The sequence below is a fragment of the Nocardia sp. NPDC046763 genome (assembly GCF_040645495.1).
Classification (GTDB): Bacteria; Actinomycetota; Actinomycetes; order Mycobacteriales; family Mycobacteriaceae; genus Nocardia.
Genome location: NZ_JBEYYI010000001.1, coordinates 435,896 through 458,543, shown reverse-complemented (window position 1 = coordinate 458,543; position 22,648 = coordinate 435,896). Strand labels below are relative to the sequence as shown.

The following is a 22,648-nucleotide window of genomic DNA, read 5'->3' as shown; positions in this document are numbered from 1 at the left end:
GGTCAGGCTGCTTCCGGGACAGGGGCCGACTGCGCGGCCTCGGGGTTGGTGGATTCGGCGAGCCCGCGCAGGGGTCGCACGCTGGCGGGGTCGAGTTCCTTGACGTGCCCGAACGTGGCCCGCCCGCCAACGACGTGCACGATGTCGCCCTTCTCGAAGGAGGCGAGGATCGCGGGCGGGGCGATGAAGGTCTCTTCGGGCTGTACGTTGCCCTCGTCGCCGTGGCGGACACCGCCGATGAGCTTGCGGGACTTGGCGAAAGTGGTTCGGGTGCCGAGCTTCTCGGCCAACCGGCCCGCGCTGTAGGAACGCATCACGAACACCCCGCCGGAGCAGGAGTCGATGAGCCGCTCGCGGGCATCGTCGTTGGGGCCCAACCCCATCCAGGACTGGGTGAACCACCCGGATCCGCAGTTCGCCGACCGCAGCAGCTCCACGGTCCGCGCGGCGCCCTCATCGCCGCACACCTGGGCGAACTCGTCGACGAACAGCTGCACGGTGCGGCCGTGGTCGGTGCCCGCGAGCGCGAAAATCATCGCGATCAGGCCCGCGAACTGGGCCTTCGCCAGGATCGGGGCGGTGGTGCCTTCCAGGCAGCAGTACACGACGTCGAACTCCGACAGATCCCGGTCACCGTCGAGCGAGTCGCCCAGCTCCCGGAACAGGGTCGACATGGTCGAGCGCTCCGACAGCAGGACCGGGGTGCTCCTGCCCTCGTAGGTGACCGTGTTGATATCGCTCAGCTCGCCCTCGTGCCCGGCCCACCCGGTGACCAGCACCTTCTTGTTCATGCGACGCAGGAACTCGGTGCGGCTGCGCGGCGGGTTCTCGCCCGGCCCAAGCCCTTTCACCGGGTCGGGCATATCGACGATCAGGTGCAGCAGCGTCTTGCGCTGACCCAGGTAGTACGCCTCGGCCGGGTCCATGTTGCTGGTGTCGACTCCAGCGCCGATGAGAGCCTCGAACCGGGTCCGCATCTCCTCGGCCTCGCCCATCCAGATGGACAGGTGCACCTCGTCGGGGAACACAGCGATCCGCTCACGCGGGATGCCCATCGCCAGCGCGCCCTCGACGATCTTCTCGGCGTTGCGGCGGGCATCCTTCGCACCCTTGAGATCGAGAATGATCGCCAGCGGGCGGCCGGAACGCTCTGCGCGCCACCACTGTTGATGCATCCGCCACGCCGTCGCCCAGAAGGTGAAGATCATGCGGTTCATGGCGGTGGTCTTGCCTGAGCCCGGGCCGCCGACTGCGGCGAAGTGCTCGCGGAAGTGCAGCCAGTCCACGGTGAACAGGTCCTGGTAGCGGCCCGTCAGGTGCCCGGCACTGGATTTGGCCGGCGCGACGCTCGTGCGCCGCGCGGCCCGGCCGATCACCATCTTCGGGTTCAGCGTCCCGTGGGTGAGCGGTAGGCTCGGCATGGCAGCGGCGGGTCGCGGCGGCCATTTCACGCTGCTGGCGGTGCCACACCGCGCGCATCGTGCGGTCGATGGACTTGCGCCCACGCGCCTCCAGGATGTGGGTGTAGTGGGCTGCGGCCATCGCCGCGACCGCCCACCCGGTCGGTACCAACACCACTGCCGCGCTGGTGATCCCGGTGATCGGCATCCCGGCCAGTACCTCGTGCGCGCCGCGCAGTACATCGTCGTGTGGGCCGGACCAGCCCTCGGCAACCACAGCCGCGCCCGGGATCGATGCGGACCCGAACGCCATGTTGCGCAACTGGACCGGTGTCCACGTGAACAGCCACGACGCCGCCAGCGCCGCCACGCCGACACTGGCGATCGTGGCGCCGAATACCCCGGCGACCTGCAAGCCTTGCGCCGCGTCGTGCAACGACAGCGACGGGATGTGCTCCAGGAAGTTCAGATGCTCGGCACCGTGGATCGGCGGAGCCTGCGGCGTGATCTGCGGAATCTGATGCCCCGCACCCGGATCCGGGCTGGACTGCGCCATCAGGACCGGGCAGTCATGGTCGGTGAAGACCGGAGCGCAATCTGTGGCCTGAGTCGGAGCCGGGGCGGCGATCGGCACAAGGGTGTTGCATTCGGCGCGGAAGTCGATGATCGGCGCGCAATCGGCCGGACGGTCGGTGAATTTCGAGGTCATGACGCTGCACCTCCAGCAGCGGGAAGGTCCGCGTCGAACTCGACAGCGGGATGGAAGAGCTTGGATGCGTTGTTGGCCCGCACTTCCGGGCCGTCGAGACGGGGCGTGATGTGCTCGGCAGCGGACCGGACCCGGGCCAGCACGTCATCGGAGCCGCAGTAGTAGATGAGCTGGGCCGCGCCGGCGTCCGCGGCGGCTTCGTAGGCGGCCTGCATGGTCGCCCGGGCTTCGGCGGAGCCCTTGCGGGTCAGTTCCACCTCGATCGCGTGCAGATGACCGAGGTCATCGACCCAATGCCCGTCGTGCAGATGCGGCATCGACTCACCCGGACGGGTCCGGAATCCGTTGCGGTGCCGCAGCACCCGCTCCGAGATCCAGCCGTCCTCGCGCTTGCCCGCGGCCAGATGCAGCCGCAACCGGGCCAGCGCGATCGTGTGGGCGGCCATCATCGGGGACGGAAGCCATTCCGGGACACGGAAACCCAGCAGCGCCGACGCGGTTTCCTTCTCGACGACCACCCAGAACGCGCCAGGAACCGGCCGCAGGTTGTCCTCGATGAGCCGCCCGGCCTTCCGCCACCGCTGCGCGACCCGGTAGGCGTTGGCCTCGCTGGAGCTGGGACGAGCAGCTTTCGAGCGGCCCATCGGCCACAGCGTCAGCAGCTCGCCCAGCAGATCGACGGGCACACCGCCCATCTGGGCGACCCACAACAGCCCCCAGATGTCGCGGGGCCCCAGACGCGCGCTCATCGGTCGAATCCCGACCACTCGGGCACCGACCACGCGCCGGTCACCTCCATGTCGAAGGCGTCCGGCCGGGCCGGGGCGGGCAGCGTGTGCTGCGGCTTCGGGTGCCCGTGCTGGGCCCGCGGGGCACCGTGCCGGTCGATCGCGGAGGCCGTGGTCAGCCGCTCCATGTCCGCGTCGTAGACGTGCATGGACTCGCGGTCCAGCAAGCCCTCGACCAGGCGGCCCATGGTCGCCATCTCGCGGTTCTTGGCGGCCAGCGCTTCACGCAGCCGGTCCACCTCGCTGGTCAGGGCCGCGAACCGGGCGGCGGACAAGTCCGCAGCGGGCCCGGCCGGGCGCACATCGAAAGTGGTCATCGGTCGAATCCCTCCCAGGCTTCGGGCATTTCGGGAACATCAGGGGTGGTCGCGGGGCTGCCGGGGCCGACGAGCATCTCGCCCGACATCAGCCACTGGCCCGGCACACGGCCCGGGGTCTGCAGCTGCTGAGGCTCGGGGCGGTCCACCCAGATCCGGCGGTCGGTATGGCCCAGCCGCTTCGCGGCCTCGGACAGATGCGCAATCTCGGTAATCGGCGTCAGCGCCGCCTCATCCGTTCTGCCACTGGTAGAGCGCTCCGAACGGGGAAGATCCACCGCCGGTGTGACCGACCGCGTGTGCGAGTTTCTGCCGCTCAAGCGGCGATTCGCGCTCATCGGTCGAACCCCTGCCATGCCTCGATCTCGGGGACCTCGGGGACCTCGGGGACCGGATCGATGCCACGGCGCTCCATCGCCGCTTCGGACTGGGTGCGATGCCCCCGGGCCAGCGACTCCAGCTCCGCGGGCGTGGCCGGGCGCTTCGGCACCGCGTCCTCGACCCGGTACAGGTAGGCGGCAAGCGGTTCCCGACTGCCACCACGCGGCCGGATCACCTGCGCCGCAATGTCTTTCTTGTCACGGGGCCGCAGCGGCGGCTCATGCTTCGCCAGCTGACGCTCGGTCTCACCCAGCCCAGACGGCGCGGTGCCCCAGTAGTAGGTGGGCACACCGAACTTGCTGCCATCCGGATCCGGAAGATCCCGCGTCCGCGCGTCCTTCGGGCCGATCACCGGACCACCCCCAGCTGCGGAGCGTGCGCAAGCTGCTGCGGCGCAACGCAATCCGCACGATGGCCGACCTCATCGGCACGGCAGATGTTCGGCGACGGCGTGTAGGACTGCTGATCAATCCACGCCGCCGTGCACCCAACCATCGCGAACAGCAACCCAACGGCCAGCAGCGCCAGCCGAACCGCCACCGGGAGCAAGGACAGGCCATCACCGAGACCCCGCAGCACCGCCGCGTCCGTACGCACTACCGGCCCGATCATCGCCGCGCCCCCGACCGGCGCGGTCGACGCCGCCAAGCGGCCCACAGCACCATCAGGAACACCACCACCAGCGCGGTGCTCGGCGACACGATGACCAGCAGAATCGCCAGGATCACAGGAATAGCCAGGATCTCGGTCGCGAACCTCATGCCGGATCACCTCCGACAGGCAACGCCGCGCGCGACTCGATGACGGTCGCGGCCATCGCGTCCGCGATGCCGGCGCCCAGCAGATCGTGGAGCAGGGCAGCCTGTTCCAGCGTCAGCTGCATCGACATACGACCCCGACCGGGGTAACCATCGTTCACCTCGACGCAGACCCGGTCGATGTGGGCGGCGTACACCACCCGGAACGAACCCCACGTCGACGTGTGCACACAGATCTCGTCGGCATCGACCGCGTCCCCGAACTCGTCCAGCTGAGACACGTGATTGCCCATGCGGTCGCGCATCACGCTGCACCCTTCGCTTCCGTGGGGATGCTGAGGAGTGCAGAGAGTTTGGTGCGCACGGCTTCCGAGATCGGCGGAGCCTCGGCCACGAGCTTGGCGACATGCTCGGCGACGTCAGCCTGATTCCGGTTCCATCCACCCGCCTGCTTACGTCCAGTGCTGGCGCTCATGCCGCACCGCCTTGACCAAGCGGTCGCACCAAGGCGAGCACCTGGTTGCGGTCGACCTTGATCAGTCGCGGGCCGACGCGGTGCCCCTCCAGGAGACCCTCATGCGCCCAGCGCCGAACCGTGTTGGGGTGCACTCCGGCCAGCTGCGCCGCATCTCGCAAGCTGATCAGCGCTCGCCGGCCACTGCCGGAGTGGTGTCGTGTGGTCATGAATGTTGCTCCTTGAGTGCGTAGGTTCTGTGTATACATAGGAGCGTATACGCAGCTGCGTATACGCACAAGACCTACCGCTAGAACTGGAGCAAGTACGCAAATAGGGCCTGATCAGCGACTGATCAGGCCCTACTCGAAGATGTGAAGCGACTGTCTACAACGTGGCGTCACCCACCGGGAAGAGCGCCATGCGGAACGAGAACGCCTGGTATCGGTCCCGTGGATACGAAACGTCCGACGTCATCAGCAACCGGTCGCCCTCATCCAGGAACCGTTGGCGGATGGTCGTGACCGGATCGCCTGTCGGCGTCTTGAGCCATTCGGCGTGTCGCGCTTCGGGGACCCGCTCGGCGAGAGTCTCCTCCAAGTAGGCGGCTCTGGGTTCCGATTGACCGGGCAAATGGTACGTATCGGAGATCGAGACTGGCTGACCCCCCGCCGCCGCTCGGGTCACGACATATACCAACTCGTCGCCGGCGTCGATGCCGAAGATCTCGGCCTGCTCGGCGCTAGCCTGAACCCGTTCAACCTCTCGTTCGATGCTGACGGGCCGGTCGGATTCGTTGCCGTAGGTCGTTTCCGGAGCCTCCATCTGACGCTCCGGTGCGAGCCGAACGAGGTTTGGGCGGTCGAGAACGTACGTCCCGCGACGCTCCACTTTCCGAACGAGCCCCCACCGATGCAGTTGATCTACAGCCTTGCGGACAACGATCTCAGATACGTCATTTTCGCTTGCAATATCGGCATAGCTAGGCAGCCAAGTCTTTGAAGGGATTGCGCCAGAACGTATTTCACGTGCAAATTTGTTCGCTATCTGGACATACTTCGGCTCGGTCATCGACCAGATGTCCCTTCTCTTCGGGGGGAGGCGCAAGTGCCGCCTATGTATACACAGGGAGGATACATCAAACGACGCAGTATTCCACACTGAATCGGGGCTGACTCGACCTCGAATCGATCATGCGCGCCGAATCCAATATTGAGCCACATCGGTCAGGTTCCACCAAGATGTAAACATGGGGTCTACGGCCAACAACTCCCATTCGTCACGTAGCGCACCAAAGAATTCATCGGTCGCATTCTTGCCGCCCTGCAATTCCCCGACATAGATCAGACTATTGCCGCCAGCACTACTGAACCGTTTAAGCGAATCAATCGCCATTCCGTCGCCCCACCCGGGGGGCCAGCAAAGAAACAAGGTTCTCCCCGAGACGTCTGATGTACCGTATAGGTTCGCGAGGTCGCGAAGGTCTCCGACTGGAAACCAAACACCTTTCTGACCCGGAGAGTCCGGAAACGATACGTTAAAGGTTGCATCCGGCGGTTCGCTGTCGAACGCTTTTACGTCGACACCCAGAAGACTTATCAGATATGCCCAATATCCGCGCCCAGCTCCTATTTCAAGCAAGCCGCCTTGTCTGCATATATCGGAAATCCAAGCCAACGTATCCGGCGACGGTATGGCATAGGCATACACTTCCTGAAGCGCCATCTGCGCGAACGCCAAACGAGGGCTTCCTTGAGGGAATCCACCGTTTACTTCTCTCCGATTATCCCGTTCGTTTGGCCCAGCGTTAACTAGGGGTGCGACAATTTCCCAATAAGGATTTACGCTTTCACCGCCAGCCAAATAGTGAATCAAGCGAATATCGAAATTGTTGTCAATATCGATATTTCCCGTTCCGGGTATATTTGGAGCCGTGGACAAATAATCAGCCAGCTTGGGAAACTCAGTCTTTAGCCGCTGTTCGTTGCCAAGGAGCGAGGTGAGCTCCTCCCGACGGTCCGGTGAGAGCGCAAACTCAGTCATGACAGCCATTCTGCCCGTAGAGCTTTCACTCAGGCCACCAAATGCACGAGTGCCTATGTCCTAATCTCCAGAGACGACTCATTGCACCACCGTCGGCCGAGCACGCACGCATACCGGACTACCCGGCTGACCGAACCGGCCTTCGGGCGGCGCCGACGAAACGGCTGAGCCCCCACCCAGACACCGGGTGGGGGCTCAGCAGAGTCTCTACCAGCAGCGATACGCGCGCTGCCCTACTTCTTCGCAGAGGCTAATCCGCTTCGGAACTCGACGACGTCGCCGTCGGCCATAACGTAGTCCTTGCCTTCCATCCGGACCTTGCCGGCGGACTTGGCGGCGGCCATGGAGCCGGCCTCGACGAGGTCGGTGAAGGCGACGATCTCGGCCTTGATGAAGCCGCGTTCGAAGTCGGTGTGGATGACACCGGCGGCCTTGGGGGCGGTGTCGCCCTGGTGGATGGTCCAGGCGCGGGCTTCCTTGGGACCGGCGGTGAGGTAGGTCTGCAGGCCCAGGGTGTGGAAGCCGGCGCGGGCCAGGGCGTGCAGGCCCGGCTCGGTCTGGCCGATGGACTCCAGCAGTTCGAGGGCGGATTCCTCGTCCAGCTCGAGCAGTTCGGCCTCGACCTTGGCGTCGAGGAAGACCGCGTCGGCGGGGGCGATGGCGGCCTTCAGCTCGGCCTTCTTGTCCTCGTCGGTGAGGATCGACTCGTCGGCGTTGAAGACGTAGAGGAACGGCTTGATGGTGAGCAGCGAGAGTTCCTTCAGCAGGTCGGTGTCCAGCTGGTCGCGCGCGGCGAACAGGGTCTTGCCACTGTTGAGGATCTCCTGCGCCTGCTTGGCGGTGTCGGCGACCGGCTTGCGGTCCTTCTTGACCTTGGCTTCCTTGTCGAGGCGGACCACGGCCTTCTCGAGGGTCTGCAGGTCGGCCAGGATGAGCTCGGTCTCGATCACCTCGATGTCGGACAGCGGGTCCACCTTGCCGTCGACGTGGATCACGTCGTCGTCGGCGAAGACGCGCACCACCTGGCAGATGGCATCGGCCTCACGGATATTGGCGAGGAACTTGTTGCCCAGGCCCGCACCCTCGGAGGCGCCCTTCACGATGCCCGCGATGTCGACGAACGACACCACCGCGGGGACGAGGCGCTCGGAGCCGAAGATGCCGGCCAGCGTGTTCAACCTCGGGTCCGGCAGCGGCACCACACCGACATTCGGCTCGATGGTGGCGAACGGGTAGTTCGCGGCCAGCACGTCATTGCGCGTCAGAGCGTTGAACAGCGTCGACTTTCCGACGTTGGGCAGGCCGACGATTCCGAGGGTGAGACTCACGAGAGTGGGAGTCTACCCGGACCGGCGGCCCGCTCCGTCACCGCAGGTCCGGGGGCCGGTCCGTCAGGCCCGGGGGTGGCGGCCAAGGTAGGCCAGCAGTTCGTCGGCCACCGGGGTGCCGGTCGCGGGCAGCTCGGTGACGACGGGCGCGTAGACGCCGTAGTCGCGCAGCGGCTCGACGAGGCCGCGGGCGGCGGTGAGCAGGTGCCCGGCCAGTTCGTCGGTGAGCGGCGAGGGCTGCCCGGTGCCGATGGCGATGTCCCAGGCGTGCACTGCGGCGTCGAGCGCGCACATGACCGCGGCCACCGGGGTGGGGAGCTCGCCGTGCGGCAGCGGGGTGGGCACGGTCTCGGTGCCGTCGGTGACGGTGGCCCAGGCGGTGGCGGTGGGTTCGATTGCGGCGGAGACCAATTCGACCGCGCCGCCGTCGATGTGGCCGGAGGGCTCGAACGGGTTGTAGGCGGGACCGTCGCCGATGCCGAGGGATTTGGCGTAGGCCAGCTGATCACCGGCCGCGTGCTGAACCACCTGCGTCACAGTCCATTCCGAGCACGGGGTGGGGTTGTCCCACTGGTCCGCGCCCACGCCGGCCACGACCTCGGCGAGCGCGCGGTGCGATGCCGAGAGGACCTCGCGCCAGGCCGGGGCGAGGACGGTGGCGGGCGAGTTGTCGGTCTTCGGGTCGGCGTTCATTGTTCTTGCCTCTCAGGTCGTTTCGATCCGTTGAGATAAAGGTACGACCCGATTAGGCTGGTTTTCTTCCTAATCATCCGGCCGGACGAAGGGGTGCCGTGTGACCTCCACCACAACCCGTTTGCTGCGCCTGCTGTCCCTGCTCCAGGAGCGCACCCTCACCGGCCGCGAACTGGCCGAACGGCTCTCCGTCACCGACCGCACCCTCCGCCAGGACATCGCCCGCCTGCGCGAACTCGGCTACCCGGTGCACGCCGCCCGCGGCCCGGTCGGCGGCTACCGCCTCGGCCAGGGCGCCACCATGCCCCCGCTGCTGCTCGACGACGACGAGGCCGTCGCCGTGGCCGTCGCCATGAACGTGGCCGCCGACGGCAGCACAGGCATCGCCGACATCCACGCCAATCTCGAACGCGCCCAGGCGAAAATGGACCGCATCCTCCCGAAACGCCTGCAACGCAAGGTCACCGCATTGCGTTCCGTCACGGACATCGGCCCCGCCGTCACCGGGTCCCGGGAACCCGACGCGCCCGTCCCCGCCGAAACCCTCGCCACCCTCGCCACCGCCATCCGCGCCGCCACCACCCTGCGCGCCGACCGCGCCGAACTCGAGCCCTACCGTCTGATCAGCTGGCAGCGCCGCTGGTACCTGGTGGCCTACAGTCTCGAATCCCACTCCTGGCAGGCACTCCCGGTGGCATCTATCACCGAAATTCTGCCCGGCACACGCCATTTCGCCCCACGCCCACTCCCCGACTCCGACCTCGTCGCCTTTGTCCTGCGCGAAATAGCCTCCACCGGTTGGCAAGTCCACGCCCGCGTCACCGTCCTGGCCCCTGCCGAAACCGTCATAGCCCGCATCAACCCGACAGTCGGCGTAGTCGAACCGCTCGACGACACCTCCTGCCTCCTCCTGACCGGAGCCGACCACCTGGAAACCATCGCCATCTACCTCAGCATGCTGATGATGGACTTTCGCGTCACCGACCCGCCCGAACTGGTCGCTCATATCCGCACTCTCGCCCACCGCTACGCGGCCGCGACGCCGTAATCGCGGACAGGACTGCACTATCGCTTCGCGACGAGGTCGTGCGGCGAGCTCGGACTATGGTTCGGTAACGAAAACGACTGGCTGGCCGGTAATTCGCGCGATGGACTTGAAGTCGCGATCGTCGCACAGCATCGTGAGCCGATGATGCTCGGCGGTCGCGGCGATGAGCAGGTCGACCGGTCCGGCCGACCGGTGGATTCCCTGCTCGGTCATCAGCTGTTGAACGGTCTCAGCACGCTCGTATGCGCGATCCGGCATGGCTACCCAACCGAACAAGTCTCGGAGCAGACGTTGCTTTCCGAGCCTGTCCGCCAATGAGCGTGCTGAATAGAGAAACTCGAGTTCGACAGCCGGACAGGTTGCGATGACGCCCGCCGTCAGCCGATCCATCCATGCTCGACGGAGCTTGTCCTACAGAATTCGGAAGAGGCCCGCTGTATCGATGAGATAGACGGCAGGGGTCACTTGCGGTAGGCCGCCTTGTTGTCGAGAAACTCGTCGAAGTCGCCGCGATCAGCCATCTCTCCGAGCCTGGCGAGGGCCCGGATACGAACCAGCCGCTGTCCGACCTCGCGGAGCGCGGCGTTGACCGTGTCTTTCTTGGTCTTGGTACCGAGGACCTCGGCAGCGATTGCCAGAGCTTCCTCATCGATCTCGATCGGGGTCTTCGAACCGGCCATGAGACGCCTCTAGACATCCAGGAACTCCACCTCGGATATCCGAGGACTACCAGCATTGCCGGCTTGACGGTCAGTAGCCTCCGAGGGCCCGACCGAACCACATGCCACGAGCCCGGAAGAAGGCGGATGTGAGGTACCCGGCCGTGGCGGCGTACACGCTGTAGTCGAACCACTCGGTGGCATTGTCCGGGGCACTCACGGCGACCGATCTTCGCAGCGGAAAGCCGGCCCTGTTCGGTTCCGTCGCATCTCGCACGAAACAGACCGATAACAACGCACATCATCCGCAAACTGCGGAGGCCGCGTGAGCCCTTCTCACCCGCTCTCACCAGCACGAACACCGCGATCGGGATTATCGTCACAAATGCGGCAAATTCGTCTCAACGGCCCGATCGATGAAGCCGGATACCCACCAAACTCATCTCGTCCGTCTAGGGTGTAGGCGCGGCGATGCCGCGCAGTCAGTGATGCATGAACAGCCGGTATGTTCCGTGGCTTTTCCACCGAATCCGAAAGGCGCTGCATGGCTAGGGACTTGACGCAATTCGAATTACTGACGGAATTGGAGCCGGTTGTCGCGGCCAATATCGACCGGCATCTGTCCACGGCGAAGGACTGGTGTCCGCACGACTATGTGCCCTGGAGCGAGGGGCGCAACTTCGCGGCCATGGGTGGCGACGATTGGGAGCCCGAGCAGTCACGGCTCTCCCAGGTCGCCAAGGTCGCGATGATCACGAATCTGCTGACCGAGGACAATCTGCCCTCCTACCACCGGGTGATCGCCGAGAACTTCTCCCAGGACGGCGCCTGGGGCACCTGGGTCGGCCGCTGGACCGCCGAGGAGAATCGCCACGCGATCGCCATGCGGGACTACCTGGTGTGCACCCGCGCTGTCGACCCCGTCGCCCTGGAGAACGACCGGATGGTGCACCTGACCCGCGGCGTTCACGCGCCGGAGGGCTTCAGCGGCGTCCTCGATCAGGTCGCGTACGTGACCTTCCAGGAGTTGGCCACCCGGGTCAGCCATCGCACCACCGCACGGGTCTGCGACGACCCGATCGCCGAACGGATGCTGCAACGCATTGCGGCCGACGAGAACCTGCACATGATGTTCTATCGCAACATCACCGGTGCCGCCTTCGACGTCGCTCCCGACCAGGCGATGGAGTCGGTGACCAAGATCGCGAGGACCTTCTCGATGCCGGGCACCGGCATGCCGAACTGGCGTCGCAACGGCGTCTTGATGGTCAAGCATGGAATCTACGATCTGCGCCAGCATCTGGACGAGGTCCTGTTGCCGGTCCTGCGCATCTGGAACATCTTCACGCGCACCGATTTCACCGCGCGCGGCGAACGCAGTCGCGAAGAACTCGACGTGTACCTCGAGAAACTCGGTCGCGACGTCATCCGGTTCGAAGAGCAACGCGAACGCATCCTCAGCCGCGAAGCGGCACGGGTCGGCTGACCGGTAGGTCGAGCATGCTCCGAGCGCATGCTCGACCGTCGACCGGCCTGTGTATCAGCGACCACCCAGGCCGGAGAGAGCTATGCCGCGGATAAAGGCGCGCTGGGCGAGCGCATAGAGCAGCAGCAGTGGCAGCAGGATGACCGTGGCCGCGGCCATGAGCAGCGGCCAGTTGGTCGAGTACTGCCCCTGGAGCCGGACGAGACCCAGGGTGGCGGTCGCGTAGTCGTTGCGTTGAATCATGATCAGGGGCCAGAGGAAGTCGTTCCAGACGGTGATCCAGGTGAGGACCGCCAGGACCATGACCGCCGGTTTGGTGTGGGGCAACAGGACTCGCCAATAGGTCTGCCACGGGGTGCAGCCGTCGAGAATGGCCGCTTCCTCCAATTCGATGGGGAGGGTGCGGAAGAACTGGCGCATCAGGTACGTGCCGAACGCGCTCCCGAAGAGACCGGGCACGATCATCGACCAGGGGGTGTCGATCCAACCGAAGGCCCGCATGAGCAGGAACTGCGGGATGACGGTGACGGTGAGCGGGACCATGAGGGTGGCCAGGTAGCCCACGAACAGAACCTCGCGGCCGCGGAAACGCAGGCGGGCGAAGGCGTATCCGGCCAGAGAGCAGAAGAAGACCTGGCCGGCGGTCACACAGCCGGCGTAGACGACGGTGTTGAAGAGCATGCGGCCGAGCGGGATGGCGTCGAAAGCCTCACGGTAGTTGGACCATTGGGGGTGCGACGGCAGCGGCGCCGAGTCGGTCAGCTCACCGTCGGACTTCAAGGAGGCCGAGACGGACCACAGGATCGGGGTCAGCGCGCACCACGCCACCACGATCAGCGCCAGGTAGGTCAGCACCCCGGCGACCAAGCGCCGCGCTACTCCGCCGCGACTCACAACTCCACCTCGGATCGGCGGGCCAGCCACTGCTGAATCAGGGTGAAGGCCAGCAGGATTGCGAAGATCACCCAGGCCAGGGCCGACGCGTAGCCGACCTCGTAGAAGCGGAAGGCGTTCTGGAACAGCATGATCCCCAGGACGTAGGTGCCGGTCTCGGGGCCGCCATTGCTGCCGGTGAGGGCATAGGCCTGGTCGAAGGCCTGGACCGAGTTGATGACGGTGATGACAAGGACGAAGGAGAGCGCGCCGCGGATCAGCGGGATGGTGATCGAGCGGAAACGGCGCCAGGCATTCGCGCCGTCGATTTTCGCTGCCTCGTACAGATTTTCGGGGACGCCCTGCATGGCCGCGAGCAGGATGACGGTGGCGAAGGGCACCGATTTCCACACCGTCACCAGGCTCAGCGAAACCATGGCCCACTGCGGATCGGTCAACCACGGCACCGGGCCGAGGCCGATCCAGCCCAGGAGGATATTGGCGAGCCCGTCATCGCTGGCGAAGATGAAGCGGAACACCACCGCCATGGCGACGGTCGATGCCACCAGCGGCAGGAACGCCACGGTCCGGAACACCCCGACACCGCGTAGTTTCCGATTCAGCAGCCCCGCGATCGCGAGGCTGACCGCCACCGTCGGCACCAGGGTCAGGATCGTGAACACGGCCGTATTCCGCAGGGCGATATAGAAAAGCGGGTCCTCGGAGAACAGCCGCCGATAGTTCGCCACACCCACGAACCGCGGCGGGCTGAACAGATCCCAGGAGTGGAAGCTCAGATAGAGCGAAAACCCCAGCGGGAACAGCAGAAACACCAGGATGGCGGCCAGATTGGGTGCCACGAAAAGCCTTCCGGCGCGCGCCCGCCGCCGCTGCAACACCCGCCCACCCCTCATACCGCAGCCCGCAGTAGCTGATCGATATCGGCGCTGGTCTGCCCGCCCAGCGAGTCCGCTGTCGCCGCACCCCGCAGCACTCGATTGCAGCCGCGCTCGAGCAGTGCTTCCACCTTGCCCCACACGGGCGTCACGGCCAGCGGACGCGAATTCTCCGGCCCCTCGGTGAAGACCTCGAGATTGCGCAGTGTCGGATGGGCCGCGGCGAATCCCGGTGACTGCATGGCCGATCGCAGGACCGGTACGAACAGACCCGACTCCGCGATGATGGCCTGCCCCTCGGGCCCGGTCGCGAACTTCACGAATTCCCAGGCCTGTTCGCGCCGCGGACTGCTCGCCGCGATGGCCAGTCCGGTGCTGCCGATATCGGTGATCGCGCCCGGACCCCCGTCAGGCCCGACCGGCAGCACCGTGACATCGAAGTCGAGGTCGTCGTGCCCGGTGAACTCCGAGTACAACCAGTGGCCGCCCATGAGCATGGCGGCCCGCCCGCTGCGGAACAGATCCTGCGCCGAAACCGATTGCCGGTCACCGACACTGGGCGCGACCCGGTACCGCACGGCCAGGTCGGCATAGAACTGGAACCCGGCCGCGAACCGCGGATCCCCGAGATTGACGCTGGTGGGCCGAACCGGCGGACTGAACCATTCGGCGCCGTTGTTCATGCCGAAGCAGGCCGCCGAGAAATAGGGCACCCAGGCGTCCACGAATCCCCATTGCCCGGTGCGCCCGTCGGAGTCGCGACGGGTGAGCGCCCGCGCGGCCGCCAGGAACTCCGCGAAGGTCCAGGCCTCGGACCAGTGGGTGGGCGGGCGAATCCCGGCCTCGGCGAACAGCTTCCGGTTGTAGTAGAGGAACACCCCCGACCACTGCTCCGGCAGCGCGTACTGCCCGCCGTCCCAGACGAAGGTGTCGCGCAGTGTGGCGTACCCGTCCGCCCGCAGCCGGGCGGCGTAATCCGGCTCCCGGTCCAGGAATTCGCGCAGATCCACCAGCACACCCCGATCGGCGAGCCCGGCGTAGAGCAGCTCCCACGCCATCAGCACGTCCGGGCATTTGCCGCCCGCGCAGTAGGTGAGCATCTGCTGCAGGGGATCGGGCCCGGACATGATGGTGCGGATCCTGATATCCGGTCGCCGCCGGTGGAATTCGTCGATGATGCGCAGCCGCGCCCGGGCTTCCTCGGGCCGCGCCTGGAAGAAGAAGGTGACCGCGTCGTCGCCCCCGCCCGCGCAGCCGCCTGCGGCCAGCAGCGCCGCCAGCGCGGCCGAGCGCAGCAGGCTACGCCGATCCATTCCGCCGGGCCGGGCTGCCCATTCGCTCGCCAAAGATATATCTCCGTGAACTAAACGAACTAAAGGACCACAGTGACGCAGATCTCGAACCAGCATGGCAGCATACGGGGAGCAACCTGCGACACGCGGCAAACACGCGAAATCGCGGGAGTTCGGCCGGCTCGCACCACCCCCGCGGGTCGGCCGCAGCGTCCCCCGGGCCACCCGTACCCGGCGATACGACACCAGGTGAACAGCTGCTCGAAGCCGGTTCACCCGCATGTCGGTTGGGCTACGTTGTGACCATTTAAGTTAGAAGCCGCAGTACCGCAGGGAGAGTTGTCGCATGGCGACCATCGAATACCTCCGGACGGATCCCGACCTGCCTCCGGTAGGTGTCGTGGACCGGACGCCCATGACGCCCGCGAAGAAGGGCATCTTTCTCGTCATAGCCGTGATCGGCGCAATCGCCTGGGCCATCCTCGCTTTCATGCGCGGCGAGAACGTGAACGCGGTGTGGATCGTTATCGCCGCCCTCTGCACCTACATACTCGCGTACCAGTTCTACGCCCGGCTCATCGAATACCGGATCACCAAGCCGCGCGATGACGTCGCCACTCCCGCCGAGGAGATGGAGAACGGCAAGGACTACATGCCGATGGACCGCCGGGTCCTGTTCGGCCACCACTTCGCCGCCATCGCCGGCGCCGGCCCGCTGGTCGGCCCCGTGCTGGCCGCGCAGATGGGCTACCTGCCCGGCACCGTCTGGATCATCGTCGGTGTGGTGCTGGCCGGTGCGGTGCAGGACTACCTGGTGCTGTGGGCCTCGGTGAAGCGCCGCGGCCGGTCGCTGGGCCAGATGGCGCGCGACGAACTCGGCGTGGTCGGCGGCGTCGCGGCCATCATCGCGGTGCTGGTGATCATGATGATCCTGCTCGCGGTGCTGGGCATCGTCGTGGTGAATGCCCTTGCCGCGACCAAGAATCCGGCCACCGGCGCACTCGAGGGCGGCAGCCCGTGGGGTGTGTTCTCCATTTCGATGACCATCCCGATCGCCCTGTTCATGGGCCTGTACCTGCGCTTCTTCCGGCCCGGCAAGGTCGGCGAGGTGTCGCTGTTCGGCTTCGTGCTGCTACTGGCGGCGATTCTGCTCGGCAACCCGGTGTCCCAATCCGGTTGGGGCCGCGACCTGTTCACGCTGTCGGGCACCACCATCGCCTGGATGCTGATCATCTACGGCTTCATCGCCTCGGTGCTGCCGGTGTGGCTGCTGCTGGCTCCGCGCGACTACCTGTCCACCTTCATGAAGATCGGCACCATCGGTCTGCTGGCCATCGGCGTGCTGGTCACCATGCCGGTGCTGCAGGCCCCCGCGGTCTCCCAGTTCGCGTCCAACAGCAATGGTCCGTCCTTCGCGGGCAGCCTGTTCCCGTTCCTGTTCATCACCATCGCCTGTGGCGCGCTGTCCGGCTTCCACTCGCTGGTGTCCTCGGGCACCACGCCGAAGCTGCTGGAGAAGCAGTCGCAGGCGCGCATGATCGGCTACGGCGGCATGCTGATGGAGTCGTTCGTGGCGGTCATGGCGATCATCGCGGCGTCGATCCTGGATCAGCACCTGTACTTCGCCATCAACAGCCCCGGCCTCACCTCGGCGCAGGCGGCGGCCGACAGCGTGAACAAGCTCGGTGTGGGCGGCAGCCCGATCGACGCGAAGTACCTGAACGACATGGCGCAGGGCGTCGGTGAGTCCCGGGTCTTCTCGCGCACCGGTGGCGCGCCCACCCTCGCCATCGGCATGACCGAGGTGATGCACAAGTTCATCGGCGGTACCTCGCTCAAGGCGTTCTGGTACCACTTCGCCATCATGTTCGAGGCGCTGTTCATCCTCACCACCATCGACGCCGGCACCCGTGTCGCGCGGTTCATGCTCTCGGATTCACTGGGCAACCTGGGCGGGGTGGCCAAGAAGTTCCGGGATCCGTCGTGGTGGCCGGGCGTGTTCGTCTGCTCCGGCGTGGTCGTGGCGGCGTGGGGTTCGGTGCTGCTGATGGGTGTCACCGACCCGCTGGGCGGCATCAACACCCTGTACCCGCTGTTCGGCATCTCCAACCAGCTGCTGGCCGCGATCGCGCTGACGGTGGTGCTGGTGATCGTGGTCAAGAAGGGTCTCGTGAAATGGGCCTGGATTCCGGCGCTTCCGCTGGTCTGGGACCTCATCGTCACCATGACGGCCTCGTTCCAGAAGATCTTCTCGGGTGACCCGAAAATTGGCTACTGGACGCTGCACTACAACACCGTCGACAAGCAGAACGCCTACATCGCCGCGCGCGATTCGGGGCAGCTGCCGAAGGGCGTCAAGGACGTCGCCGCGCTGAATCAGCAGATCCACGATATGGACAAGATCATCCGCAATACCTTCGTCCAGGGCACGCTCTCCATCGTGTTCGCGGTGATGGTGCTGATCGTGGCGCTGGTCGGAGCCTGGGTCTGCCTGCGCGCCATCCGCGAGGGCGGCGGTGAGACCACCGAATCGCCGGAGGTGCCGTCGAAGATCTTCGGCCCCAGCGGTTTCCTCGCCACCAAGGCGGAGAAGGAGGTCCAGCAGGAATGGGACACCCTGATCGCCGAGGGCAAGATCCGCGCGCCCGGCGCGGCCACGGTGAGCAGTCATTAGCGCCCCGATGAGTAACCCCGAAGCCCCGCTCGCCGCAGGTCCGCTGCGGCGGGCGGGGCTCGCCCTCGTCCGGTCCGTGAAAGCCGTTGCCTGGTGGTTCAACTCGATCCTCGGCGGCAACGACTACGCCCGCTACGTCGATCACCTGCGGCTGCACCACCCGGGATGCGAGATTCCCAGCGAGCGCCAATATTGGCGCGATCGCCATGCGGCCGCGACCAAGAACCCGGCAAATCGCTGCTGTTGACACGAGTGGCGGTTTTCCGCCAACATCCATGTCCGATACCCGCTAGCAGAGGTCGGCCGGGACTGACATGGTGGTATGCGTGAGTGCGAACGACTTGGATTTCGAGCGTTGCTACCGCGCCGTGGCAACCCGGGACGCCCGGTTCGACGGGCAGTTCGTGACCGCGGTGCGCACCACCGGAATCTATTGCCGCCCTTCCTGTCCGGCCATCACCCCCAAGCGCACCAACGTCACCTTCCTGCCCACCGCGGCTGCCGCACAGCAGCACGGCTTCCGAGCCTGCCGCCGGTGCCTGCCCGACGCCGCGCCCGGCTCGCCACTGTGGAACACCCGCGCGGACCTGGCCTCACGCGCCATGCGCCTGATCGGCGACGGGGTCATCGAACGCGGCGGCGTGCCCGCCCTCGCCGATGCCCTCGGCTACTCCCAGCGCCAGCTCACCCGGGTACTCACCAGCGAGCTCGGCGCCGGCCCACTGGCACTGGCACGCGCCCACCGCGCGCACACCGCCCGGCTGCTGATCCAGACCACCCGGCTGCCCATGTCGGACATCGCGTTCGCGGCCGGATTCGCCAGCATCCGGCAGTTCAACGACACCGTGCGCGAGGTGTTCGCGGTCAGCCCGACCACGCTGCGCGAGGAATCCCGGCGTCGCAACGGCGACACACTCCCGGCCACCAACGGGCTGCTCACGCTGCGACTCCCCTATCGCGAACCGCTGGACAAGTCGTGGCTGGAATGGTTCCTGTCCGCCCACACCGTCCCGGGGCTGGAGCTGTGGGAGAACGGCGTCTACAGCCGCAGCCTGCGAACACCGCACGGCCACACCACCATTCGGCTGTCCATCCAGCCCGGTCACGTGCGGGCGTCGCTGTCGCTGCAGGACATGCGCGACCTCGCGCCGACTGTGGCCCGCATCCGGCACCTTCTGGATCTCGACGCCGATCCCATCGGGATCGACGAGGCCATGGCCATCAGAGTAACGGGAAGCCCACCGCGCCCGGGCCTTCCAGGCGCCGTATTACCCGCCGGCATCCGGGTCCCCGGCTGCCTGGACGGCCCGGAGCTTCTGCTGCGCACCATGATCGGGCAGCAGATCTCGGTGGCCGCGGCCAACACCCACACCGCGCGACTGGTACAGGGCCTGGGCGAGACCATCGCCGGGCCGATCCCCCACCTGTTCCCCACCGCCGAGGCCATCGCCGAACGTGGCTCGGAGGTCCTGACCGGGCCGAGCCGGCGCATCGAGGCCATCGTCGGCGCGGCCAAGGCGCTGGCCACCGGCGACCTGGTACTGCACTCCGGCCGCACCGCCGGTGAACTGCGCCGCGACCTGCTGGCCCTGGACGGGGTCGGCCCCTGGACCGCGGACTACGTCACGATGCGCCTGCTCGCCGATCCGGACGTGCTCCTACACTCCGACCTGATCGTGCGCCGCGGCGCGGGACTGCTCGGCATCGACCTCACCGATACCGCCCGCTGGTCGCCGTGGCGTTCCTACCTCACCATGCACCTGTGGAAACACGCCCTCGCCCACCCGGCCGAGGCCAACCGGAGGACCCCGCAGTGAGCTCCGAAACCCCTACCGTCACAGCCGATTACGCCACCGTCGCGACACCCGTCGGTCCGTTCACCGCCATCGTGGACGCCGACGGCGTGGTCCTCGCCTCCGGCTGGACCGCCGATCCGGAGGAGCTTCGGGCGCTCATCCACCCCGGCATCCGGCCCGCCGCGCTGCGCGGACGCGACACCCTCGGCGCTGTCACTCGAGCCGTCACCGACTACCACGCCGGTGACCTCACGACCATCGACGGCATCGCCGTCCGCCAGGTCTCCGGGCCGTTCCTCACCCACGCCTGGGAGATCCTGCGCAAGGTGCCGGCCGGAGCCCCCGTCACCTACACCGACTTCGCGGCCGCCTCCGGGCGGCCCGCCGCCACCCGGGCGGCGGCCAATGCCTGCGCCCGCAATGCCGCCGCGCTCTTCGTGCCCTGCCACCGGGTGATCCGCACCGACGGCAGCCTCGGCGGCTTCCGCTACGGCCTGCCGATCAAGCGCTGGCTTCTCGACCACGAGTCGGCCTGAGGCCCCTCGCCCACGGGGTCCACACCCGAGCGTGCCCGGGCCGCGTCGGTGCCCGGGCGTACGGTGGCAACCATGTGCCGCAACATCCACACCCTGCACAACTTCGAGCCGCCGGCCACCCCGGACGAGGTATACGCGGCCGCCCTGCAGTACGTCCGCAAGATCAGCGGAAGCACCAAACCCTCCCACGTCAACCAGGACGCCTTCGACCTGGCGGTGGAGGAGATCGCCGCGGTCACGGCCCGCCTGCTGGAGAACCTGACCACCACCGCCCCGCCGAAGAACCGCGAAGTCGAGGCGGCCAAGGCCCGCGCCCGCGCCGAAGTGCGTTTCGTGGGCCGATAACCGAATCGGCCGGAACAGCGTGCGGATGCGCTGTTGAGTTCAGCCGGCTGTCCAGGGCCTCAGTTTCTCCGGGTTCCGGATCACCCAGATGCGAGTGATCCGGCCGTCTGCGATATCGAACGCGTAGACCGAGACGATGGTGCCATCGAGCTGCGCGACCAGGCCGGGCTGGCCGTTCACCGTCCGCTCCAGCAGGGTTACCGCGGGGCCGTGGGTGGCGATTTCCATCCAGGCGTGAGCGACCTGCTCGCCGCCGTTGATAGGGTCGGGGAAGGACAGTGCTAGGCCGCCTCCGTCGGCCGTAGCGATCGCCTGCGGGTCGAGCAAGCCGATCAGGGCCTCGATATCCTTTGTCTCCCAAGCCCGTTTGAAATCCCGGACCACCTCGGTGCGCACAGCACTCGACGGGCTCCGCGAAGTATCGATGCGGCGGCGGGCGCTGGAGGCGAGCTGACGGCAGGCTGCGGGGGTGCGCCCGACGATGTCGGCGACCTCGGCGAAGGAATAGCGGAAGACGTCGTGCAGGATGAACGACACCCGTTCGGCCGGTGTCATGGAATCCAGCACGACGAGGAAGGCCATGCTGATCGACTCGTCGAGGGTGACGCGGTCGGCGGGGTCGACGGAGGCGAGACCAACGAACCATTCGGATCGGTCGGGGACCGGCTCCGGAATCCATTCGCCCACATAGCGTTCCCGCCTGGCGCGCGCCGAGCCGAGCAGATCGAGGCAGATCCGGCTGGCGACCGTCGTCAACCACGCGCCGGGCGCCGCCACCTCCCGCCGCTGCCGCTCGGACAGCGCGTACCAGCGGGCGTAGGTCTCCTGCACCACGTCCTCGGCCTCGGACAGGGAACCGAGCAGCCGGTAGGCGAGATTGATCAGCTGACGGCGTTCATCGATCACCCCGGGCAGGTGCGGGTCGGTCATGTTCGGCTCCTTCGGTCTGTGCGTACCCCACCGAAATCGACGAATCAGCGACCCGATTTGTGAGGCGGCCTGACATTCCGGACTGCTGTGTCGTCGGTAGATCCGAGACAGTTTCAGCAAAGCAGGAGTTCCGGAAATGATCAGAATCGGCATCATCCTCGGCAGTACCCGACCCAACCGCAAGGGTCCGCAGGTCGCCCGATGGGTTCTGGACTCGGCATCGCAACGCGGCGACGCCGAGTTCGAACTGATCGACCTGCGCGACCACCCGCTCCCGCATCTCGACGAGCCCGTGCCGCCGATTTTCGGCCCGTCGGTGCACGCACATACCCGCGACTGGGCCGAACGGATCGCCCAATTCGACGGCTTCGTGATTGTGACCCCGGAGTACAACAGCGGCGCCCCCGGGGTGCTGAAGAACGCCCTCGACCACCTCTTCGCGGAATGGACCGACAAGGCAGTCGGATTCGTCTCCTACGGCGCGGGCGGCGGTGCCCGCGCCGTGGTGCAGCTACGGGTGGTCTGCAGCACGCTGGGCATGGCCGATGTCGGCTATCAGGTCGCGATCTCGATGCTCACCGATTTCGAGGACCACACCACCTTCACACCCCGAGACCATCATGCCGCCGCCCTGACCAAGACGCTGGATCAGCTCATCGCCTGGAGTGGTGCGCTCGCCCCGCTGCGAGCCGCCGCCGAAACCACTCTCGTCAATTCCTGAGGAGTCGATCATGACCACACCCAACGACTTTCAGTCACGCACCGGCCGCATCGAAGTGGATGAAGTCGAGATTCGCCGGAACATCGACAAGGTGGGCGAAGGACTGCGGGCCAAGGACCTCGACGCTCTGAGACAGCTGTACACGCCCGACGTCGTGTCCTTCGATGTCGAGCCGCCGCTCCAGCATGTCGGGATTGCGGCGAAACTCGAGAACTGGGCGAAAGTCTTCCTGTTCTTCGAGAGTGTGACCTATGAGGTTCGCGACCTGACGTTCACCGTAGGCCACGATGTGGCATTCGGGCATGCCTTCGCTCGTCTCAGCGGAACGCTGAAAAACGGGACCACAACCAGCGGAATGTGGGTCCGGGTCACGTACGGCATGCGGAAGATCGACGACACCTGGTTGATCGCGCACGATCAGGTATCGGTGCCGTTCGACATCTCGAGCGGCAAAGGCGTGGTCGACCTCGAGCCCTGACGGGTCGGGGGTGCCGGGTGCCGTCGCTGTCCGGGCTTTCGCC

31 protein-coding genes are annotated in these 22,648 nt (G+C 66.4%); 10 read left to right on the top strand and 21 right to left on the bottom strand.

What is annotated here, in order from left to right; all coding sequences use genetic code 11:
- Window positions 1-2: 2 nt before the first annotated feature.
- Window positions 3-1,421, bottom strand: coding sequence for a hypothetical protein (locus tag ABZ909_RS02210; RefSeq protein WP_356995770.1), 1,419 nt, complete (start codon window positions 1,419-1,421; stop codon window positions 3-5).
- A 176-nt stretch (window positions 1,422-1,597) separates the two neighbouring features.
- Between ABZ909_RS02210 and ABZ909_RS02205 the strand changes: the two genes are divergently transcribed.
- Window positions 1,598-1,921, top strand: coding sequence for a hypothetical protein (locus ABZ909_RS02205; protein ID WP_356995769.1), 324 nt, complete (start codon window positions 1,598-1,600; stop codon window positions 1,919-1,921).
- 184 nt (window positions 1,922-2,105) lie between these two features.
- Here the strand turns inward: ABZ909_RS02205 and ABZ909_RS02200 are convergent, their stop codons facing one another.
- The 13 genes from ABZ909_RS02200 to ABZ909_RS02140 form a co-directional block, all read right to left on the bottom strand.
- The gene (locus ABZ909_RS02200; RefSeq protein ID WP_356995768.1) at window positions 2,106-2,858 is read right to left on the bottom strand and encodes a hypothetical protein; all 753 of its coding nucleotides are present in this window, start codon (window positions 2,856-2,858) and stop codon (window positions 2,106-2,108) included.
- On the bottom strand, window positions 2,855-3,214 hold the full coding sequence (locus tag ABZ909_RS02195) for a hypothetical protein (RefSeq protein ID WP_356995767.1): 360 nt from the start codon (window positions 3,212-3,214) through the stop codon (window positions 2,855-2,857). Before ABZ909_RS02195 ends, ABZ909_RS02200 begins: the two co-directional genes overlap by 4 nt.
- Window positions 3,211-3,552, bottom strand: a complete 342-nt coding sequence (locus tag ABZ909_RS02190; protein WP_356995766.1) for a hypothetical protein — start codon at window positions 3,550-3,552, stop codon at window positions 3,211-3,213. Before ABZ909_RS02190 ends, ABZ909_RS02195 begins: the two co-directional genes overlap by 4 nt.
- On the bottom strand, window positions 3,549-3,947 hold the full coding sequence (locus ABZ909_RS02185) for a hypothetical protein (RefSeq protein WP_356995765.1): 399 nt from the start codon (window positions 3,945-3,947) through the stop codon (window positions 3,549-3,551). Before ABZ909_RS02185 ends, ABZ909_RS02190 begins: the two co-directional genes overlap by 4 nt.
- Window positions 3,944-4,243 carry a hypothetical protein gene (locus ABZ909_RS02180; RefSeq protein WP_356995764.1) on the bottom strand — a complete coding sequence of 100 codons (300 nt, stop codon included), beginning with the start codon at window positions 4,241-4,243 and terminating at the stop codon, window positions 3,944-3,946. Before ABZ909_RS02180 ends, ABZ909_RS02185 begins: the two co-directional genes overlap by 4 nt.
- Window positions 4,204-4,356, bottom strand: coding sequence for a hypothetical protein (locus tag ABZ909_RS02175; RefSeq protein WP_356995763.1), 153 nt, complete (start codon window positions 4,354-4,356; stop codon window positions 4,204-4,206). Before ABZ909_RS02175 ends, ABZ909_RS02180 begins: the two co-directional genes overlap by 40 nt.
- Window positions 4,353-4,658 (bottom strand): hypothetical protein, encoded by a 306-nt coding sequence (locus ABZ909_RS02170; RefSeq protein WP_356995762.1) that lies wholly within the window; start codon window positions 4,656-4,658, stop codon window positions 4,353-4,355. The genes ABZ909_RS02175 and ABZ909_RS02170 overlap by 4 nt, the downstream gene beginning before the upstream one ends.
- Window positions 4,658-4,828: a hypothetical protein gene (locus ABZ909_RS02165; RefSeq protein WP_356995761.1), complete on the bottom strand. Its 171-nt coding sequence runs from the start codon at window positions 4,826-4,828 to the stop codon at window positions 4,658-4,660. Before ABZ909_RS02165 ends, ABZ909_RS02170 begins: the two co-directional genes overlap by 1 nt.
- On the bottom strand, window positions 4,825-5,037 hold the full coding sequence (locus ABZ909_RS02160; RefSeq protein ID WP_356995760.1) for a helix-turn-helix domain-containing protein: 213 nt from the start codon (window positions 5,035-5,037) through the stop codon (window positions 4,825-4,827). The genes ABZ909_RS02165 and ABZ909_RS02160 overlap by 4 nt, the downstream gene beginning before the upstream one ends.
- A 157-nt stretch (window positions 5,038-5,194) precedes the next feature.
- Complete coding sequence (locus ABZ909_RS02155; protein WP_356995759.1) at window positions 5,195-5,878, bottom strand: GntR family transcriptional regulator; 684 nt, start codon at window positions 5,876-5,878, stop codon at window positions 5,195-5,197.
- 120 nt (window positions 5,879-5,998) lie between these two features.
- Window positions 5,999-6,850: a hypothetical protein gene (locus ABZ909_RS02150; protein ID WP_356995758.1), complete on the bottom strand. Its 852-nt coding sequence runs from the start codon at window positions 6,848-6,850 to the stop codon at window positions 5,999-6,001.
- A gap of 233 nt (window positions 6,851-7,083) precedes the next feature.
- A complete protein-coding gene (gene ychF / locus ABZ909_RS02145) occupies window positions 7,084-8,178 on the bottom strand; it encodes a redox-regulated ATPase YchF (RefSeq protein ID WP_356995757.1) in 1,095 nt (364 codons plus the stop codon).
- Between the two features lie 63 nt (window positions 8,179-8,241).
- The gene (locus ABZ909_RS02140) at window positions 8,242-8,871 is read right to left on the bottom strand and encodes a TIGR03086 family metal-binding protein (RefSeq protein WP_356995756.1); all 630 of its coding nucleotides are present in this window, start codon (window positions 8,869-8,871) and stop codon (window positions 8,242-8,244) included.
- Window positions 8,872-8,971: 100 nt separating this feature from the next.
- Here ABZ909_RS02140 and ABZ909_RS02135 point away from each other — a divergent pair, with 100 nt between their 5' ends.
- A complete protein-coding gene (locus tag ABZ909_RS02135; RefSeq protein ID WP_356995755.1) occupies window positions 8,972-9,919 on the top strand; it encodes a transcriptional regulator in 948 nt (315 codons plus the stop codon).
- A gap of 54 nt (window positions 9,920-9,973) precedes the next feature.
- Here the strand turns inward: ABZ909_RS02135 and ABZ909_RS02130 are convergent, their stop codons facing one another.
- From ABZ909_RS02130 to ABZ909_RS02120, 3 genes are all read right to left on the bottom strand, one after another.
- Window positions 9,974-10,309 carry a PIN domain nuclease gene (locus ABZ909_RS02130; RefSeq protein ID WP_356995754.1) on the bottom strand — a complete coding sequence of 112 codons (336 nt, stop codon included), beginning with the start codon at window positions 10,307-10,309 and terminating at the stop codon, window positions 9,974-9,976.
- Window positions 10,310-10,380: 71 nt separating this feature from the next.
- Window positions 10,381-10,599, bottom strand: coding sequence for a type II toxin-antitoxin system VapB family antitoxin (locus ABZ909_RS02125; RefSeq protein ID WP_356995753.1), 219 nt, complete (start codon window positions 10,597-10,599; stop codon window positions 10,381-10,383).
- Window positions 10,600-10,669: 70 nt separating this feature from the next.
- The gene (locus tag ABZ909_RS02120; RefSeq protein WP_356995918.1) at window positions 10,670-10,798 is read right to left on the bottom strand and encodes a hypothetical protein; all 129 of its coding nucleotides are present in this window, start codon (window positions 10,796-10,798) and stop codon (window positions 10,670-10,672) included.
- Window positions 10,799-11,122: 324 nt separating this feature from the next.
- On the opposite strand from ABZ909_RS02120, the gene ABZ909_RS02115 reads away from it, so the two are divergent.
- Window positions 11,123-12,064 (top strand): acyl-ACP desaturase, encoded by a 942-nt coding sequence (locus ABZ909_RS02115; protein ID WP_356995752.1) that lies wholly within the window; start codon window positions 11,123-11,125, stop codon window positions 12,062-12,064.
- A 54-nt stretch (window positions 12,065-12,118) separates the two neighbouring features.
- On the opposite strand, the gene ABZ909_RS02110 is transcribed toward ABZ909_RS02115, so the two are convergent.
- From ABZ909_RS02110 to ABZ909_RS02100, 3 genes are read right to left on the bottom strand one after another with little or no spacing between them, the layout of a single operon-like run.
- On the bottom strand, window positions 12,119-12,958 hold the full coding sequence (locus tag ABZ909_RS02110; RefSeq protein ID WP_356995751.1) for a carbohydrate ABC transporter permease: 840 nt from the start codon (window positions 12,956-12,958) through the stop codon (window positions 12,119-12,121).
- Window positions 12,955-13,851 (bottom strand): sugar ABC transporter permease, encoded by an 897-nt coding sequence (locus ABZ909_RS02105; RefSeq protein ID WP_356995750.1) that lies wholly within the window; start codon window positions 13,849-13,851, stop codon window positions 12,955-12,957. The genes ABZ909_RS02110 and ABZ909_RS02105 overlap by 4 nt, the downstream gene beginning before the upstream one ends.
- Window positions 13,848-15,146, bottom strand: a complete 1,299-nt coding sequence (locus tag ABZ909_RS02100; RefSeq protein ID WP_356995910.1) for a sugar ABC transporter substrate-binding protein — start codon at window positions 15,144-15,146, stop codon at window positions 13,848-13,850. The genes ABZ909_RS02105 and ABZ909_RS02100 overlap by 4 nt, the downstream gene beginning before the upstream one ends.
- A gap of 325 nt (window positions 15,147-15,471) precedes the next feature.
- Here ABZ909_RS02100 and ABZ909_RS02095 point away from each other — a divergent pair, with 325 nt between their 5' ends.
- The 5 genes from ABZ909_RS02095 (at window position 15,472) to ABZ909_RS02075 (ending at window position 20,476) form a co-directional block, all read left to right on the top strand.
- Window positions 15,472-17,799, top strand: coding sequence for a carbon starvation CstA family protein (locus tag ABZ909_RS02095; RefSeq protein WP_356995749.1), 2,328 nt, complete (start codon window positions 15,472-15,474; stop codon window positions 17,797-17,799).
- A 7-nt stretch (window positions 17,800-17,806) separates the two neighbouring features.
- The gene (locus tag ABZ909_RS02090; protein WP_356995748.1) at window positions 17,807-18,046 is read left to right on the top strand and encodes a YbdD/YjiX family protein; all 240 of its coding nucleotides are present in this window, start codon (window positions 17,807-17,809) and stop codon (window positions 18,044-18,046) included.
- A 67-nt stretch (window positions 18,047-18,113) separates the two neighbouring features.
- Window positions 18,114-19,616, top strand: coding sequence for an Ada metal-binding domain-containing protein (locus ABZ909_RS02085; protein ID WP_356995747.1), 1,503 nt, complete (start codon window positions 18,114-18,116; stop codon window positions 19,614-19,616).
- Window positions 19,613-20,131 (top strand): methylated-DNA--[protein]-cysteine S-methyltransferase, encoded by a 519-nt coding sequence (locus tag ABZ909_RS02080; protein ID WP_356995746.1) that lies wholly within the window; start codon window positions 19,613-19,615, stop codon window positions 20,129-20,131. Before ABZ909_RS02085 ends, ABZ909_RS02080 begins: the two co-directional genes overlap by 4 nt.
- A 72-nt stretch (window positions 20,132-20,203) precedes the next feature.
- Window positions 20,204-20,476, top strand: coding sequence for a DUF2277 domain-containing protein (locus ABZ909_RS02075; protein WP_356995745.1), 273 nt, complete (start codon window positions 20,204-20,206; stop codon window positions 20,474-20,476).
- Between the two features lie 39 nt (window positions 20,477-20,515).
- Here the strand turns inward: ABZ909_RS02075 and sigJ are convergent, their stop codons facing one another.
- Window positions 20,516-21,406 (bottom strand): RNA polymerase sigma factor SigJ, encoded by an 891-nt coding sequence (sigJ, locus tag ABZ909_RS02070; RefSeq protein WP_356995744.1) that lies wholly within the window; start codon window positions 21,404-21,406, stop codon window positions 20,516-20,518.
- Window positions 21,407-21,542: 136 nt separating this feature from the next.
- Here sigJ and ABZ909_RS02065 point away from each other — a divergent pair, with 136 nt between their 5' ends.
- On the top strand, window positions 21,543-22,127 hold the full coding sequence (locus ABZ909_RS02065; RefSeq protein WP_356995743.1) for an NAD(P)H-dependent oxidoreductase: 585 nt from the start codon (window positions 21,543-21,545) through the stop codon (window positions 22,125-22,127).
- A gap of 10 nt (window positions 22,128-22,137) precedes the next feature.
- Entirely contained in the window at window positions 22,138-22,605 is a 468-nt protein-coding gene (locus tag ABZ909_RS02060) for a nuclear transport factor 2 family protein (RefSeq protein WP_356995742.1), read from the top strand.
- Window positions 22,606-22,648 lie beyond the last annotated feature (43 nt).